Source organism: uncultured Roseobacter sp., assembly GCF_947501835.1.
Taxonomy (GTDB): Bacteria; Pseudomonadota; Alphaproteobacteria; order Rhodobacterales; family Rhodobacteraceae; genus Roseobacter.
In genome coordinates this window covers 69,504-85,793 of record NZ_CANMXR010000007.1, presented here as the reverse complement: position 1 = coordinate 85,793, position 16,290 = coordinate 69,504, and the positions used below count along the sequence as shown (strand labels likewise).

Below are 16,290 nucleotides of genomic sequence, written 5' to 3'. Positions count from 1 at the left end.
GACGTTACCTGAACATCGGCGGGCGGGCATCCAGCCAGGCCCCGTCCTGTTTACCCGATGCTGCCACCGCATAAACCGCCGCCATCGACCGCAGACCATCCTCCGCGCGCGGATAGAGATTTGCCGCCGGGTCCATCGGGCGACCTTCCTTCTGCGCCCGGATCGCTTCGGCCAGATCGCTGTAGATATTGGCAAAGGCGAGCGGCATGCCTTCGGTGTGCCCAACCGTCACGCGACTGGTGCGATCCGCTTCGGGGGAGAGGTTGCCCTCACCCCGCTCAATCACCTGCAATCGCCCGTTCAGCGGCATATGATAGAGCTGGTTCGGATGCTCCTGCGCCCACCGCAAGCCGCCGGTCTCGCCAAACACCTGCAGCGTCAAACCATGCTGACGTCCCAGCGCGATGGACGACGTCCAGAGCCGCCCCACGGCCCCGCCCTCCATGCGGAAATTGACCATTGCGTCATCTTCGAGCACGCGCACATCGATGCAGGACACCATATCGGCGCTCAGCCGCGTCACCTCCTGACCACAGACAAAGGATGCCATATGCATCGCGTGAATGCCACAATCGGCAAATTGCGCCGACACGCCCGCCTGCGCCGGATCATAGCGCCAGCGCACCCGCGGGTTGTCCGCATCTGCGGCATCCGCGTGATGGCCGTGGGCGAATTCAGCCTTGACCAGACGCACCTTGCCGATGTCGCCGCGCGCCACCATCGCCTTCATATGGCGCACCAGCGAATAGCCCGAATAGCCGTAGTTCACCGCGCAGATATTGCCGGTCGCGGCGGCAATCTTCACGATCTCTTCGCCTTCTTCGACGGTCATGGTCATGGGCTTTTCGCAGAGCACATGAAAGCCGCTTTCCAGAAAGGATTTGGTGATCTCGAAATGCGTGGCATTGGGCGTGGCGACCGTCACCAGATCGACCCGATCTTCACGCGCGCGTTCGCCTTCCAACATGTCCTGCCAGCTGCCATAGGCGCGATTCCCAAGCCCCATGCGACGGCCATAGTCGATGCCCGCCTCGGGCCGGTGATCCAATGCACCCGCAGCAAATTCAAAGGCTCCGTCCAGACCCGCGCCCAGACGATGCGCCGGCCCGATCTGGCTGCCTTCACCGCCGCCGATCATCCCCCATTTCAACTTTGCCATGGTTCGGTTTCCTTATTTAAAACCAATGGTTTCAAGATATTCACGATTTGCGCGGGCATCCCCGATGGGATCGGGATCCAATGTCGGATCGCAGTCCTGTTCTACCGTGCACCACCCTTTAAACCCGGCCTCCACCAGCACCTGCCGGACGGCGGGAAAATCAACATCACCCTGCCCCAGATTGCAGAAGATGCCCTGCCCGCAGGCGTCATAGAACCCGGTGCGTTTGCGGATCACATCGGCTTTGACCGCTGGATCGATGTCCTTGAAATGCATATAGGAAATACGGTCGATATGCCGCTTCATGAAAGCCACCGGATCGAAGCCAGCGTAGGAATGATGACCGGTGTCAAAGCAGATCTTGAGGATGGTCTCGTCCACTTCCTCCAGCAGCCGCTCCAGCTCCGGCTCGAAGTCCATAAAGCCCGCAGCATGGGCATGGATGCCCACCGTCAGCCCGTAGTCTTCGGCCCCCATGCGCGCAATGGTTGCGATGCGTTCGCGGTAGGCCGACCACTCGGTCGCGTCCATTTGCTCAGCCTCCGCCACACGCCCGGCCGTGGGCGCGCGCCGTGGTGAAATGGAATCGATCAGGACCAGATGTTTCGCGCCATGGGCGGTCAATGCCTTGCAGGTCCGCACCGCACCATCAAGCACATCATCCCAAGCAGCCGGATCGTGGAACGGGCGGAAAACAACGCCGCCGATCAGCTCAAGATCATGCTCGGACAGAGCATCCGCCAGGACCGCCGGGTCCTCGGGCATGAACCCGACAGGCCCCAATTCAATGCCTTTGTAGCCTGCTGCCGCGCAGTCCTTGAGCACTGATTGCCACGTCGGATTGCGCGCATCATCCGCAAACTCGACCCCCCAGGAACAGGGCGCATTGCCAATTCTGATGTTCATGTACAAGCTTCTCCCATGCTCAGGTTGTTCACACGTCTTGCCATTTTTCAGACCGCGCAGAGCGCAATGCCGCGTCGATCACGATGTTCACTTCATGACCATCCGCGAAACTCGGCCAGACTTTTTCGCCGGTCTCGATCGCGTGCAGAAAATCGCGCGCCTCGATGATGATCTGGTCCTGATACCCCGTGCCATGGCCCGGTCCCTGGCAAAACGGCAGGTAGTCCGGATGGGCGGGACCGGTCAGGATCTTGGTGAAACCGCGCTCCGCTTCCGGGCCCTCCATCCGGTAGAGCCAGATCGCGTTCTGGTCTTCCTGATCAAAGCGAATGGCACCCTTTGTACCTGATATTTCATAGGCATAGCCCATCTTGCGACCCGTCGCGATGCGGCTGAAATACATCTGCCCCATCGCGCCATTGGCAAAGCGGCACATCATTTGCGCATGATCATCGTTGGTGACCGTGCCGCCCGGGCGCGTGACATGCACGGTCTCGACCTCGGCCATCACCCGCGTGATCGGTCCCATCAGGGCCAGCGCCGCATTCACCATGTGCGGGGCCAGATCCCCCATCGTGCCGTTGGCTTGCCCGGTCGTGCGCCAGGTCGCGGGCGCGTGCGGATCCGCGTAAAAATCTTCTGTGTGCTCCCCCCGAAACCAGGTGATCTCGCCGATCTCACCCGCGGCAATCAACTGGCGGGCAAACTGGCTGGCGGGCGTGCGGATATAGTTGAACCCCACCATATTTGGCACACCCGCAGCCTGCGCCGCGGCGACCATCGCATGGCTATCTTCCAGCGATGCGCCAAGGGGTTTTTCACAGAACACCGGCTTGCCAAGCGCAAAAGCCGCCTCGGCAACCGCGCGGTGCGTTTCTTGGGGAGAGGCGATGACGATGGCCTCCACTTTCGGGTCATTGACCAGAATGCGCCACTCATCGGTTGCGCGTTCGAACCCGTAAGCGACCCGGTATTTCTCGGCGCTCTCACCGCTTGAGGCGCAGACCATTTCCAGCTTTGGCCGCAGGGTGGTGTTGAAAACCGCGCCAACCGCCGACATGGCGACCGCATGCGCCTTGCCCATGTAGCCACCGCCAAGGATACCAATTCCGATCTGTGGCATCGCAGGGTTCTCCCAATTTCGAAATTCAATTTGCAACCGGTTGCAAAATCAGTATCGTGGGAATCGACATCCCGCAAGTCGCATTCGGCAACGCACTGAATTTTCCTGAAGGGTTCATGGGACCATGACAGCCATATCCGACACCATCCGGCTCACCACGGCGCAGGCTATTATTCGCTGGCTTTCCAATCAGTTCATCGAGATTGACGGCACTGAAATGCGCGCCTGTGGCGGCGGTTTCGGCATTTTTGGCCATGGCAATGTCACCTGCCTTGGCGAAGCGCTGTACGGGGTGCAGGACGCCCTGCCGCTCTACCGGGGACAGAATGAACAGAGCATGGGATTTGCCGCTGCCGGCTATACCAAGCAATGGCTGCGTCAGCGTTTCATGTTCTGCACGGCGAGCGCCGGACCCGGGACATCAAACCTGCTGACAGCGGCGGCTCTGGCCCATGCCAACCGGCTGCCGATGCTGATGCTTTGCGGCGACACGTTTCTGACCCGCCTGCCCGATCCGGTGTTGCAGCAGATGGAAAACTTCGACGATCCGACGTTCGGTGTGAACGATGCGTTCAAGCCCGTGTCCCGCTATTGGGATCGGATCACCCATCCGGCGCAGGTGATCCAGTCGCTGCCCGCCGCACTGGCCACCCTGCTGGACCCTGGCGATTGCGGGCCCGCGTTTCTGGGTCTGCCGCAGGATGTACAAGGGTGGACCTATGACTATCCAACGGTGTTTTTCGAGAAGAAAATTCACCGCATTCGGCGCATTTCGCCGGATGCCGCTGAAGTTGCCGATGCGATTGCACTGCTAAGGGCTGCTGAGCGCCCAATGATCATCGCGGGCGGCGGTGTCCAATATGCCCGCGCAACCACGGAGCTCACCGGTTTTGCGGAGGCGCATCAGATCCCCGTTGTCGAAACCATTGCCGGACGGGCAAACCTGCTGAACGATCACCCCCTGAACATCGGCCCCATCGGTGTGACCGGCTCCGACAGCGCCAATGCCATTGCCGAGGCCGCAGATGTGATCCTGGCGGTGGGCACGCGGTTGCAGGATTTCACCACCGGCTCCTGGACCGCCTTTGCCAAGGACGCACGGATCATTTCCGTCAACGCCGCGCGCCACGACGCGGGCAAACACCGCTCCCTGCCGGTTGTGGGTGACGCCAAGATGGCGCTCACCGCGCTGGCGGGCGCGCTCGACTACCAAACCCCTGCGACATGGGTGGATTTCGCGCAGTCCGAGCGCCACAAGTGGAACGCCTATGTCGCGGAGAACGTGGCTTACGGAAACCGCCCCAATTCTTACGCGCAGGCGATTGGGGTGGTGAATGCGCTTTGTGATCCGCGCGACCGGGTGGTCGCCGCCGCCGGGGGCCTGCCTGCGGAAGTCACCGCCAATTGGCGCACACTGAGGCTGGGCACGGTCGACGTAGAATTCGGATTTTCCTGCATGGGGTACGAGATCTCAGGCGCCTGGGGCGCGCGGATCGCGCAGGTCGAGCGGGAAGCAGACAAGGACACCATCGTCTTTATCGGCGATGGCTCCTACATGATGTTGAATTCCGATATCTATTCCTCGGTGCTGAGCCAGAAAAAGCTGATCATCCTAGTACTCGACAATGGCGGCTTTGCGGTGATCAACAAGCTGCAAAACAACACCGGGAACGAAAGCTTCAACAACCTGATCGCCGATTGTCCGACCATCCCCGAACCCTTTGGCGTTGATTTCGAAGCCCATGCCGCAGCACAGGGCGCGATCTCGGAGACGGTTTCAAACCCTGCTGAACTGGGCGAGGCGTTCATGCGCGCCAAAGCCAGCGACCGCACCCATGTGATCGTGATGAAGGTGGATGCCTATGAGGGCTGGACGACGGAAGGTCACACCTGGTGGGAAGTCGGCACGCCACATGTGAGCGCCAGCGCCAAGGTCACGGCGGCGCATGAAGACTGGGAAGCCAGCCGAGCCAAGCAGCGGAAGGGCGTCTGATGGCGCTGGAAGGCATCGCAGAGCGCAATTTTCTGGTGGTCGGGCGGGTCGGTATGGATCTGTGTCCCGATCCACCCGGCACATCAACGCCGGATGCAACGACAATGGTCGTCGGCATGGGCGGCAGCAGCGCCAATATCGCCGCGGGGCTGGTGAAGCTGGGGTGCAAGGCGGCATTGGTGACCTCAGTCTCCGATGATGCGGTGGGGTGGTATTGCGAGGGTCAGTTGGACCGCTACGGCGTCGAACGCACCTATGTGTCACGTATTCGCGGCGAGGAACGCACCTCGCTCGCGGTCTATGAAACGCGTGTCGAAGACCATCAAAGCGTCATCTACCGCAACAACGCCGCCGACTTTCAGATGACCGTCGCGGATGTCGAAGCCGTCGACTACAGCCAGTTCGGCGCGCTGATTACCGCAGGCACCGTCTTTGCTGCCGAGCCCTCGCGCAGTGCGGCCTTTCGCGCTTTCGACCTGGCGCGTGCCGCCGGCTTGCCGATCATCTTTGACGTGGATTACCGCCCCTATAGCTGGCCCTCGCCGGAGGTTGCCGAAGACGTTTTGTCCCGCGCAGGCGCGCTCTCGGATGTGATTGTCGGCAATGACGAGGAGTTCGGTTTCATGGCGGGTGATATCGGCAAGGGTCTCGCCAAGGCACGTGATCTCGCTCAAGGCGCGGCCTCGATTGTCGTCTATAAGATGGGTCATGAGGGCGCGATCACCTTTGCCGACGGCGCGGAATTCCGAACCGGGATTTACCCGGTAGAGGCCGTCAAACCCACCGGGGCCGGAGACAGTTTCATGGCCGGGTTCCTGGCCGGTCTGTCTGAAGGCCGCCCGATGAAAGAGGCGGTCCTGCGCGGCTCTGCCTGCGCCTCCATCGTCGTTGCCCGACCGGGCTGCGCCCCCGCGATGCCCGACACAAACGGGCTCGAGGATTTTCTGGCCGCGCATCCCGGCCCCACAGAGTGCTGAAAGGAAACGCCATGCATATTGCGCCCTATGACAACCAGAACAAACCGATTGTGGACACGGATCACGATCTGGTGCCGCTGAACTACTTCAACATCGTCAAGCTGAAGCAGGGCGAGGTCTTTGAATATGCCGTACCGGGGTATGAGACCTGCATTGTCCCGGCCACCGGCACCGTGGATGTGGATGTCGAGGGGGCGGCGTTTGCAAAACTGGGCAACCGCACGGTGGATGTCTGGGACGGCGAACCTGAAGGGGTCTATGTGCCGGTGGGCGCCAAAGTGCGCATCACCTGCCTGACGGAGGCGACCGAAACATTCATTGCGGGTGCGAAATACGACAAGGTGCTGGAGCCGTTCGACGTGCGCGCAGACGGGCTGGACAAGGTGCAATACGGCTCCGATGACACCAAGACCCACCGCAAGATCAAACATATCCTCGGCGCCAGCCACCATGACAAGGTGGGTCGCCTGCTGGTCAGCGAGCTTTACACCGTGGGGCAAGGCGGCTGGTCGGGCTTCCCGTCGCACAAACATGATACCGACCGCCTGCCGGAAGAAACCCGCCACGACGAGACCTATAATTTCCGTTTCAAGCCCAATTACGGCTCCGGCGTGCAGATGCTGCAGCGTGAGGAGAACAAGGCGGGCGATGCCTATCACATTGTCGATGGTTCCACGATCATGATCGACAAGGGCTATCACCCCTGCGCGGTCCTGCCGGGGTATGAAATGTATTACTTCACCATTCTGGGTGGTCTCTCGCAGCGCAGTCTGAAGCAATATTTCCAACCCACGCACGCGGAACAGTTGCACACCATCCCCGGCATCATGGACATGGTGGCGAAGTTCAAATGACACTGGCGACCCTGTCAGAGGTGCTGCAACCGGCCTTGAAAGAAGGCCATGCCGTTGCCGGGCTGGTCACGCTCGGCTGGGAGGACATGCGCGCCTATGTGGCCGCAGCCGAGGCCGAAGATGTGCCCGTGATCCTGCAGGCGGGGCCGTCGTGTCGCGAACACACGCCGCTGCCGGTCCTGGGCAAGATGTTCCGGCATCTCGCGGAAGCAGCACATGTGCCGGTCGTAGCGCACCTCGATCACGGGTATACCGCTGAGGAGTGCAGGATCGCCATCGACAGCGGATTTACCTCTGTCATGTACGACGGCTCGCGCAGTCCTTTGGCGGAAAACATCGCCGACACGGCAGCCATTGCCGATATGGCGCATGCCGCGGGGGTGTCCTGCGAGGGAGAGATCGGGTTTGTCGGTTATGCGGGCGGCGAAAACTCCGCAGGCACCAATCCTGATGAAGCCGCGCAGTTTGCACGCGAAACAGGCGTCGATGCCATGGCCATTTCTGTGGGCAATGTGCATCTGCAGCAAGACAAGTCAGGCGGTCTCGATCTGGCACGCATTCGGGCAATTGAGGCGGTCACCAACATCCCGCTGGTCATCCATGGTGGCTCCGGTGTGCCGATGGATCAGCGGCGCACCCTCTCTCGTGGCTCGGCCGTCTGCAAATTCAACATCGGGACAGAGTTGCGCATGGCCTTTGGGGCGGCCCTGCGCGCAGCCGTGGACAGTGACCCGGACCGGTTTGATCGCGTGAGCATCCTCAGGGACACGCATGATCCCATCGTCGCCGCCACCCGCAGCGTGCTGAAGGGGTTCAAGGGGGCATGACATGCTGAAAATCGGACTGTTGGGCTGTGGTCGGATCGGACAGGTGCACGCACGATCAATCAGCCGGATTGATGGCGCCGTGGTGACGGCGGTAGCGGACGCCTTCGCCGAGCCTGCACAGGCGCTGGCCAGCCGCACCGGGGCGCAGGTGCTGGCGCCTGATGCGCTGATTGACAGCAAGGACGTCGACGCGGTTGTCATCGGCACGCCGACCGATACGCATTTCGATCTGATCCATGCCGCAGCCCGCGCGGGCAAAGCCATCTTCTGCGAAAAGCCCGTGGATATGTCCGCGGATCGCATCCGCACCTGCCAGTCGGCGGTGGAAAGCGCGGGCGTGCCATTCATGACCGCGTTCAACCGGCGGTTCGACCCGAGTTTTGCGAACCTTCAGGCGCGGATTGCCCAGGGCGAGATTGGCGCGGTCGAGATTGTTACGATCCTGTCCCGCGACCCCTCCCCGCCGCCGGTGAGCTACATCCAAAGCTCTGGCGGAATTTTTCGCGATATGATGATCCATGATCTGGACATGGCGCGCTTTCTTCTGGGCGAAGAACCGGTCACCGTCTACGCGGTGGGCGCGGCGCTGGTGGATCCGGAGATCGGGGCGGCGGGAGATGTGGATACGGCGGCGGTCACCCTGACCACCGCGTCGGGCAAAATCTGCCAGATCTCCAATTCCCGCCGCGCAGCCTATGGCTATGACCAACGGATCGAGGTGCATGGCGCAAAGGGGATGTTGCGCGCCGAAAACATGCTGGAAACCACGGTCGAAGTCGCCACCGAAACCGGATTTCGCAGAGCGCCCGCGCAGCATTTCTTTCTGGAGCGCTACGAGGCGGCCTATCACGCGGAGATGGCGCATTTCGTAGAGAACGCAGGCTCAGGTGATGCCATGACCCCTGGCATCTTGGATGGTTTGCGCGCTCAGATGCTCGCAGATGCCGCCGCCCGGTCCCATGCGGAGGAGACCCCTGTCACCCTCGCGTGATCACGCAGCTGCTTGCGCGAAAATCCAACTGGCGAGGCTGTCTTGCAGCTTCGGATGCTGGCTGGGGTTTCGGGCAAGGTAATACCCTTCCCGCGCGGGAATGTGGGGCAGTGGCACTTCGATCAACCGGCCGTCTGCGAGGGCCTCCCGGGTCACCAGCGCATGAGTCAGCGCGACCCCTGCCCCGCTCAGCGCCATGTCGACCGCCAGCCCATGCGTGTCGACGTAGAAATGCGCCTCTAGCGGGACCAGCGTGGCACTGATCGCTGACCAGGTCGCGGAAATCCCGACCGGCTGGATCAGCGGCAGATGGGCCAGATGCTCCCAGATTGTGGCCGTGGTCAGATCTCGTGCCAACTGCGGTGCCGCAACAGCATGCAGATAGGTCGGCCCCAACAGGTCAGCGTTTTGCCCAACAACCTCCTGCGCACCGAACCGTATTTCGATATCGGAGTTCACGGCTGTAAAATCATCGGGCCAGACCGTTGTGACAATCTGCAGCGCGATGTCCGGGTGCAGCTGGGCGAACGCCGACAGTTTCGGGGCCAACAAGTATTGCGCAATGCTGGCGCTGGTCGCAATTGTCAGTTTCGGTTTGGAGACGACGGGCAAAAACCGCTCCGTTGCCTGCCCCAGCCGCGCCATGGCGGCGGCCACATCCGGAACCAGCAACCGCCCGGCATCGGTAAGTTGCAGCGCCCGATGCCGACGGATGAACAAGGGGCTACCCAGGCGTTCCTCCAAAGCGCGCACATGTTGGCTGATGGCGGATTGGGTGAAGCCCAATTCATCAGCCGCGAGGGTAAAGCTCAGATGGCGCGCGGCGGCCTCAAAGGCCCGAAACCACGTCAATGGGGGAAGGGATTTGGCCATGAGCACTCCATCACATTAGTAAATCTAATGCATTCATATCATTTTCTATCGTTTGTCACAGCCCGCTCACGCCAATAAATTCAGGAGCAATGTGGAGTGGACGGAATGCGACCAGAAATTAGAAAAATCGTGACCTATCAGGAAGATGTGCTGATCGAAGGGTTCAAACCGGCAGCGCATCCTTGGTCCATGTGCGCGGCGGCAGCGGTGATCACCAATCCCTGGGCCGGGAAGTTCGTCGAAGATCTCAAACCCGAGGTACAGGCCTATGGGCCGGAACTGGGCGCCGTGCTGACCCAACGCATCACCGACATGGCGGGGGGCGGCGACCGCATCGAGGCTTTTGGCAAGGCGGCTGTTGTGGGCCTGGATGGCGAGATAGAACACGCCTCCGGCCTGATCCACACCCTGCGCTTCGGAAATCATTTCCGCGAGGCTGTCGGCGCAAAATCCTATCTGGCCTTCACGAACATCCGTGGCGGGGCCAATGCCTCGATCCAGATCCCGCTGATGGACAAGAACGACGCCGGGCGCCGGTCACATTACCTGACCATCCAGTTCGCGATTGCGGATGCCCCGCGTGCTGATGAGGTCGTGGTCGCCTTGGGCGCGGCCCTGAATGGTCGCCCGCATCACCGCATCGGCGACCGGTACCAAGACCTGAAGGATTTGGGACATGATCTGGACAACCCGGCCGCGGTCTGACGGCGCCGGCGGGCTGGCCTATTGGACGCAAGGCAGCGGACCGGCGCTTATCCTGATCCACGGGGTCGGCCTGCGCGCCGAAGCCTGGGCCGCCATGATGCCCGCGCTGGCGGGGCATTTCACGGTCTACGCGCTGGATATGCCGGGCCATGGGTTTTCGCCGCGCGCGGGCGAAACCGATCTGGGGGATTACACGGCGCGCGCAGGCGCATTTATTGACGCATTGCAGGAACCCGTCTGCCTTGCCGGGCATTCCATGGGGGCGATGATTGCGCTGGCACTGGGCGCGAAAAAACCTCGGCAAATCTCTGGTGTTGCAGCGATAAGTGCCATTTATCGACGATCACCGGATGCAGCCCAGGCCGTTCAGGCGCGCGCCAAGGCCTTGCAAAAGGCCGACGCCCCCGATCCAACCGCGACCCTGGAGCGATGGTTTGGAAACGCCCCACAGGGCGATGGGAAACAGGCCGCTGAGGCGTGCCGCGCCTGGCTGAGCGACGCAGACCCTGCAGGCTATGCGGCTGCATATTCTGTTTTCGCACATCACGATGGCCCCTCTGATGATGACCTGCGCAACTTGACCTGTCCGACGCTTTTCATGACGGGTGGGCAGGATCCAAATTCCACGGCTGAGATGTCGGAAGAGATGGCCGCACGCTGCCCGCGGGGACGCTGCGTGGTGCTTGAAGATGCCGCGCATATGCTGCCGATGACGCACCCTGACGCCGCCGTGGATGCGATCCTGTCAACCTTCAAAACAAGCGCGCCGTGAGCATGGTCACTGACGCCAAAGCCCTGCGGTCCGCGTTCAGCCGCTTTGTCACAGGTGTCACGGTTGTGACGACGCGGGGGGTTGATGGTGCGCCCGTTGGGTTCACCGCCAATTCTTTTACCTCCGTCTCGCTTGACCCGCCGCTGGTTCTGGTCTGCCCGGGCAACCATCTGTCCACGTTCGAGGTCTTTCGAAACGCCAACCGGTTCGGGGTCAGCATCCTCGCCGAAGGGCAGCAGCATGTCTCAAACCTCTTTGCATCCCGACAGGAGGACCGGTTCAGCACCTGTGATTGGCAGCCTCATGCAACGGGCATTCCCCTGATCTCAGGCCGGGCTGCCGGGTTTGTCTGTGACAGCTTTCACGTCCTTGATGCGGGTGATCATGTGGTGCTGATCGGGCAGGTGATTGATTTCGATGATGCCTGCCTGCCCGGACTTGGCTACGGGCCAAACGGCTATTTCGAACAGACCCGGGAACGCGAGGCCCAGGCCCCGCCGGTGCAATCCACCCGCGCCAGCGTGTTGCTGGACGACGGTCGGCACCTCTATTTGACGGCAGATCAGGATCTGCCCACCGCATCCGTGCCCGCGGGCACCAGCCCCCTGCGGGCGCTCACCGCCAGGCTGGAAGCCGCGAAGATTAGGTTCAATCTCAACGTTGTCTATGCCATCTACGACGAAGGCCCGCATGCCCGACGCATCGTTTTCCGCGGCCAGACCAAAGGCCCGCAACCCGGCCTGACCAAGATCCCGACCCAAAACCTGCCCGACCTCAACGTCCAGGACGAGGCCCTGAAAGCGTTGCTGACACGGTTTGCGCAGGAACACAGCACCCAGAATTTCGGGTTTTACATCGGCGACGCGCATGACGGCGACGTGTTGCCCACCAGCGAGAGGTAGCGGTATGGAATTTTCTCTCTTCGCACATATGGAACGGCTGACGGCGGATCAGTCCCATGAGGCGCTTTATTCCGATTTCATCGCGCTTTGCAAAATGGCGGATGACGGCGGGATGCGGGCGATTTGGACGGGCGAGCATCATGGGATGGAATTCACCATTGCCCCCAACCCCTTCACCACACTGGTCGATCTTGCGCATCACACCAAAAATGTCCGACTGGGCACGGGCACGGTGATTGTGCCGTTCTGGCATCCGATCCGGTTGGCCGGCGAGGCGGCGATGACCGATCTGATCACGGGGGGCCGGTTGGAGATCGGCGCGGCACGCGGGGCCTACTCCTATGAATACGAACGGGTGATGCCCGGGCTGGATGCCTGGGATGCCGGTCAACGCATGCGCGAGACGCTGCCGCTTGTGCGCCAGCTCTGGGCCGGGGATTGCACGCATGACGGCACATTTTACAGCTTTCCCAGCACCACCTCGGCCCCCAAACCCGTCCAGCAGGATGGGCCACCGATCTGGGTCGCCGCCCGAGACCCCAACAGCCATGAATTTGCCGTGCAAAACGGGTTCAACGTTCAGGTCACGCCGCTTTGGCAGGGTGAGGCCGAAATTGAAAACCTGATGAGCACTTTTGAGGCCGCTTGCGCGGCCTATGCCGGACCACGCCCCAAGATCATGCTGCTGCACCACACCTATGTCGCCTCGGATGCAGCGGACGCGGATCTGGCCGCACGAGAGCTCAGCCGGTTTTACAATTACTTCGGCGCATGGTTTCAGAACAAATGCCCGGTAGAGCAAGGTTTGATGGAAGAATTGAGCGCGGCGGATATGGCCGCAAACAAAATGATGGCCGCTGAGAACATGCGGCGCGATTTGACAATCGGCACCGCCGGGGATGTGATTGACCGCATCAAACGCTACGAGGATCTGGGCTATGATGAGTTTTCGTTCTGGATCGACAGCGGCATGAGTGCAGAGCGAAAACGCGCCTCTCTTGCCCGGTTCATCAACGACGTCATGCCAGCATTTACCTGAAGGACGGAAGCCACCATGAGCGATATGCCGCATTATCAGCTTTTCATCGCCGGGGACTGGCAAGCCGGATCGGGCGGACAGGTTTTGGAGACGATTAACCCGGCCACCGGCAAGGCCTGGGCCACCTTCGATTGCGCAGCACCGGCGGATGTGGATCAGGCCATCCATGCCGCAAAAGCCGTTCTGGACACGCCCGAATGGCGGGACATGACACAAACCGCGCGCGGTAAACTGCTCTATCGCCTTGCTGATCTGATCTCAGAAAACGCCGAACACCTGGGGCGGATCGAAACCACAGACAGCGGCAAGCTCGCGACCGAGACGATGGCGCAAACCGGCTATGTCGCTGACTATTATCGCTATTACGCCGGTCTTGCGGATAAGATCGAAGGGGCGGTGCTGCCCATCGACAAGCCGGATATGCATGCCTACACGCAAGTGCTGCCCATTGGCGTCGTGGCCGCGATCGTGCCCTGGAATGCACAGATGTTCCTGACTGCCACTAAACTTGCCCCGGCGCTGGCGGCGGGGTGTTCCGTGGTGATCAAAGCCTCGGAAGTGGCCCCTGCCCCGATGTTCGAATTTGCCCGGCTGATTGCTGAGGCCGGATTTCCGGCGGGCGTGGTGTCGGTGATCACGGGCGACGCAGAAAATTGCGCCGTTCCGCTGACGCGCCACAAGGATGTGGACCGGATTGCCTTTACCGGTGGGCCCGAGACCGCCCGTCATGTCGTGCGCAATTCGGCCGAGAACTTCGCCGTGACAACGCTGGAATTGGGCGGCAAATCTCCGATCATCGTATTTGACGATGCGGATATCGATTCAGCCGCCAATGGGTTGATCGCGGGGAATTTCGGCGCCTCCGGTCAATCCTGCGTTGCGGGGTCACGCGGGCTTGTGCACCGACCCGTTTATGGGGCCCTGACAGCGGCGATTGCAGAAAAGTGCAAAGATCTGGTGGTGGGCGATCCGCATGATCCGGCGACCCATCTGGGGCCCTTGTGCACGGTGTCACAGATCACCCGGATCGAGGAGACGCTTGCGAGAGCAAAACAGCAGGGTGCCCGGGTGGTCTTCGGCGGTGCCACCGCCGATGCCGGGAGCGATCATTATTTCCAGCCCACGCTTGTCTTGTGCAACACACCGGAGGTGGCGACGCTGAAAGTGGAGATGTTCGGGCCGGTGATGTCCCTGCTGGTCTTTGACACCGAAGAGGAAGCAATTGCTTTGGCCAACGACAGCGATTTTGGGCTGGGGTCGGGAGTTTTCACCCAAAACGTGGCGCGCGCGCATCGCGTGTCAAAACGCATCCGGTCCGGCATCACCTGGGTGAACACCTATCGTGCCATTTCGCCCATCGCGCCCTTTGGCGGCTTCAACCAGTCCGGATACGGCAGAGAGGCCGGTAAAGAAGCGATACTGGACTACACGCGGACCAAAACGACCTGGATCAACATTTCCGATGCGCCCATGGCGAACCCCTTTGTGATGCGCTGACCCTTTCCATTGCAAGGTATGGCGCGCGGGGTCGCTAAAGGTGCTGATCCGCGCGCCAAAGTGTGTGTTAAATCGCGCCGCCCTCAATGACCTGCTCTGGATGGGCCTCGCACCAATCGGCCAGGATGTCGGCGAGTTCCGGCACACCTGCCAGATCGGGCGCGCGTCTTGGCACCGGAACGCCCGCCTCCAGGGCCAGCAGTAGACATCCGGCATGATCGCGTGTCTCTGCACCTGGCGCATTTTCCGACCCGTGCAGGATGGTTGACAGCAGGCTGCCGCCATAGCCGTTCTGATGCATCAGATCAGGCCCCAGGCTCAGCAGATAGGCCATCACATCGGGCAGACCCTCCCAACCGGCCACTTGCACCGGTGTCAGCTCTTCGGTGTCCGGCACGTCGAATTCGACCCCCAATGCGACCAGCCGCCGGATGTGATCAAGCTTTCCCGGTAAATGCAGGATGGTGCGGATGATCGTGCGATAGGCTGTCGGCAGCGCCTCCGGATCGACCTGCGCAGCGCCGGTATCTTCGCCATCCGCAGCCCTCGCCAGAAGCCGCTCAGCGTCGGTCAGGTCAGGGGTATGGCCACGCGCCTCAATGGCCTCCGCCAGGGTCGTGTTGCCGAACACGCGCGCGTAGCTATAGGCCGTATTCCCTTCAAAAACGCGGGTCGGGTCGGCGCCTGCGTCCAGCAGAATGTTGATCATCCGCGCATCGGACATCCGCCGCGCCGCCTGATGCAGGGCAGGCACAACCCAGGGCGCTTCTCCTCCGACATGGGTCCCGTCAAAGTCATCCGCCCGCGCCCCGGCAGCCAGCAGCATTTCAACCGCTTTGTGATCGTTGAAATCCATCGCCCGCAACAGCGCATTGGTGCCTTTCGGATCAGCGCCGTGCTCCAGCAACATCTTCAGCGCTTCAGGGTGACCCAGTTCTGTTGCGTGATAGAGCGATTCACCGTCGTTGGGGTTCGCACCCTGCTCCAGCAACCACTTTGCCAACGGCATGTTGTTGGCGTGACCGATGGCACCGTAAAGCGCTGACAGCGGGTGGTCATTGTCCGGCGCCACGGGGATGGCGGCGTTGACATCCGCGCCCAAGGCCACAAGCCGGTCGGCGATGGCGAGCATATCGGCTTCTGAGCTGGCGGTCATATGGATGGCTTTGGAGAAGGCCAGATGACAGATCGGCGCGCGCCCGTTGAGGACACGTGTCGCGGCCTCCGGGTCAGCATCCAGCACGCGAAACACGGCGTCCTTTCGATAAAGCGCGATTTCCAGTGCAAGATCCCCCGCAGCCGGATCCGGGTCCTGCGCCAGTATCCGCGCCGCCACATGCGCCTGACCATTGAAAACTGCGATCCTGAGCCGCTGTCGCCGCGCGGCCAGATCCAGACCGTCCACTTCCACAGCGGCCTTGAGAACCGGCCAGCTGACAAAGGAATTTTCCCGCGCGATCACATGCAGGTAGTCTGCGTGCTTCAGAGTGGTATCGTCGGATCGGGGCGGATGGTTGGCGATGCGTTGCCGGGCGTGGATATCGCCCGCTTGATGCGCTTTGCGCAATGTCTTGGCGTCGCGGCGCAGTTGATCAAGAGACTTCATTTGGTTTCCTCCAATGCGTGCCCGCCGGTTCGCTGATCCGGGCAAGAGAAATACCAAAAGAGGTTT

General features: G+C 61.4%; 15 protein-coding genes. 10 read left to right on the top strand and 5 right to left on the bottom strand.

Going from position 1 to position 16,290, the window contains the following annotated elements; genetic code table 11:
- Positions 1–4: 4 nt before the first annotated feature.
- The 3 genes from Q1A20_RS15275 to Q1A20_RS15265 are packed head-to-tail and all read right to left on the bottom strand — an operon-like array spanning position 5 to position 3,188.
- Positions 5–1,159, bottom strand: a complete 1,155-nt coding sequence (locus Q1A20_RS15275) for a Gfo/Idh/MocA family oxidoreductase (RefSeq protein ID WP_299917434.1) — start codon at positions 1,157–1,159, stop codon at positions 5–7.
- A 12-nt stretch (positions 1,160–1,171) separates the two neighbouring features.
- Entirely contained in the window at positions 1,172–2,065 is an 894-nt protein-coding gene (locus Q1A20_RS15270) for a TIM barrel protein (RefSeq protein ID WP_299917431.1), read from the bottom strand.
- 28 nt (positions 2,066–2,093) lie between these two features.
- Positions 2,094–3,188, bottom strand: coding sequence for a Gfo/Idh/MocA family oxidoreductase (locus Q1A20_RS15265; RefSeq protein WP_299917428.1), 1,095 nt, complete (start codon positions 3,186–3,188; stop codon positions 2,094–2,096).
- 124 nt (positions 3,189–3,312) lie between these two features.
- Here Q1A20_RS15265 and iolD point away from each other — a divergent pair, with 124 nt between their 5' ends.
- Genes iolD through iolG form a run of 5 tightly spaced genes read left to right on the top strand, consistent with a single transcriptional unit; the run spans position 3,313 to position 8,830 of the window.
- Positions 3,313–5,181 carry a 3D-(3,5/4)-trihydroxycyclohexane-1,2-dione acylhydrolase (decyclizing) gene (gene iolD, locus Q1A20_RS15260; RefSeq protein WP_299917426.1) on the top strand — a complete coding sequence of 623 codons (1,869 nt, stop codon included), beginning with the start codon at positions 3,313–3,315 and terminating at the stop codon, positions 5,179–5,181.
- The gene (gene iolC / locus Q1A20_RS15255; RefSeq protein WP_298970607.1) at positions 5,181–6,158 is read left to right on the top strand and encodes a 5-dehydro-2-deoxygluconokinase; all 978 of its coding nucleotides are present in this window, start codon (positions 5,181–5,183) and stop codon (positions 6,156–6,158) included. Before iolD ends, iolC begins: the two co-directional genes overlap by 1 nt.
- Positions 6,159–6,169: 11 nt before the next feature.
- Positions 6,170–7,012, top strand: coding sequence for a 5-deoxy-glucuronate isomerase (locus Q1A20_RS15250; protein ID WP_298970606.1), 843 nt, complete (start codon positions 6,170–6,172; stop codon positions 7,010–7,012).
- A complete protein-coding gene (locus tag Q1A20_RS15245) occupies positions 7,009–7,839 on the top strand; it encodes a class II fructose-bisphosphate aldolase (protein WP_299917423.1) in 831 nt (276 codons plus the stop codon). The genes Q1A20_RS15250 and Q1A20_RS15245 overlap by 4 nt, the downstream gene beginning before the upstream one ends.
- Position 7,840: 1 nt before the next feature.
- A complete protein-coding gene (iolG, locus tag Q1A20_RS15240; protein ID WP_299917422.1) occupies positions 7,841–8,830 on the top strand; it encodes an inositol 2-dehydrogenase in 990 nt (329 codons plus the stop codon).
- Here the strand turns inward: iolG and Q1A20_RS15235 are convergent, their stop codons facing one another.
- On the bottom strand, positions 8,831–9,703 hold the full coding sequence (locus tag Q1A20_RS15235) for a LysR substrate-binding domain-containing protein (protein WP_299917421.1): 873 nt from the start codon (positions 9,701–9,703) through the stop codon (positions 8,831–8,833).
- A gap of 105 nt (positions 9,704–9,808) precedes the next feature.
- On the opposite strand from Q1A20_RS15235, the gene Q1A20_RS15230 reads away from it, so the two are divergent.
- From Q1A20_RS15230 to Q1A20_RS15210, 5 genes are read left to right on the top strand one after another with little or no spacing between them, the layout of a single operon-like run.
- Entirely contained in the window at positions 9,809–10,408 is a 600-nt protein-coding gene (locus Q1A20_RS15230) for an amino acid synthesis family protein (RefSeq protein WP_299917420.1), read from the top strand.
- Positions 10,380–11,180 carry an alpha/beta hydrolase gene (locus Q1A20_RS15225; protein ID WP_299917418.1) on the top strand — a complete coding sequence of 267 codons (801 nt, stop codon included), beginning with the start codon at positions 10,380–10,382 and terminating at the stop codon, positions 11,178–11,180. The genes Q1A20_RS15230 and Q1A20_RS15225 overlap by 29 nt, the downstream gene beginning before the upstream one ends.
- A gap of 2 nt (positions 11,181–11,182) precedes the next feature.
- Positions 11,183–12,082 carry a flavin reductase family protein gene (locus Q1A20_RS15220; RefSeq protein ID WP_299406614.1) on the top strand — a complete coding sequence of 300 codons (900 nt, stop codon included), beginning with the start codon at positions 11,183–11,185 and terminating at the stop codon, positions 12,080–12,082.
- 4 nt (positions 12,083–12,086) lie between these two features.
- Positions 12,087–13,121, top strand: a complete 1,035-nt coding sequence (locus Q1A20_RS15215; protein WP_299405728.1) for an LLM class flavin-dependent oxidoreductase — start codon at positions 12,087–12,089, stop codon at positions 13,119–13,121.
- Between the two features lie 15 nt (positions 13,122–13,136).
- A complete protein-coding gene (locus tag Q1A20_RS15210) occupies positions 13,137–14,618 on the top strand; it encodes an aldehyde dehydrogenase (protein WP_299405730.1) in 1,482 nt (493 codons plus the stop codon).
- Positions 14,619–14,685: 67 nt separating this feature from the next.
- Here the strand turns inward: Q1A20_RS15210 and Q1A20_RS15205 are convergent, their stop codons facing one another.
- On the bottom strand, positions 14,686–16,224 hold the full coding sequence (locus Q1A20_RS15205; RefSeq protein ID WP_299405733.1) for an ankyrin repeat domain-containing protein: 1,539 nt from the start codon (positions 16,222–16,224) through the stop codon (positions 14,686–14,688).
- Positions 16,225–16,290: the final 66 nt, after the last annotated feature.